Below are 723 nucleotides of genomic sequence, written 5' to 3' on the forward strand. Positions count from 1 at the left end.
CATCACCGGCTACACCCACCATCACCGGCTACAGCCACACCAGCAACGGGACTCCGGTGCCCAGCCTGGACCAAAGCTTTGGTTATGACAACCTGAACCGAATCATCAGCGCCACCCTGGGCAGCAGTGCCATCCAATACAGTTACGACGCCACCGGCAACCGCACGGCCAGAGTCATCGGCGGCACGAGCTATCCGAACACCATAGCCACCACCAGCAACCGGCTGAACCAGACCCAGGACACAACAGGCACGGCCACCGTCCAGCACGATGCGGCCGGCAACATCACGAGCGACGGGACCAACACTTATACCTACAGCGACCGGGGGAGACTGGCGACGATGACGAACGCCGGTGGCACGGTGAGCTACAGCTACAGCGCGCTGGAGTTGAGGATGAGCAAGACGGGGCCGACGGCGCTGGTGCCAACGGGTGCGGCTTACTATGTCTATGACGAAGAGGGAAAACTGCTGGGTGAGTACGATGCCAACGGAACACCGCTCTATGAAACCAGCTATATGAGCAGCCCGGTGGGGGTGATCAAGCAGACGGGAACGGCTGCGGGAAGCGACATTGCCATCAGCCTGTACAACGTCTGGGCGGATCAGCTCGGTGCGTCCAGAATCATAACACGGCAATCAGATGAGACAGTCGTTTGGAGATGGGACACGGCAGAACCCTTTGGCGCGACGGCGCCTGATCAGAATCCGAGCAGCCTGGGGG

General features: G+C 60.7%; 1 pseudogene. It reads left to right on the forward strand.

Annotated elements, in window-relative coordinates:
- A pseudogene (locus AC1DWI_RS25305) lies at window positions 1–723 on the forward strand (hypothetical protein); the annotation flags it as partial.

It is taken from the genome of Polaromonas sp. P3_C2 (assembly GCF_056402675.1).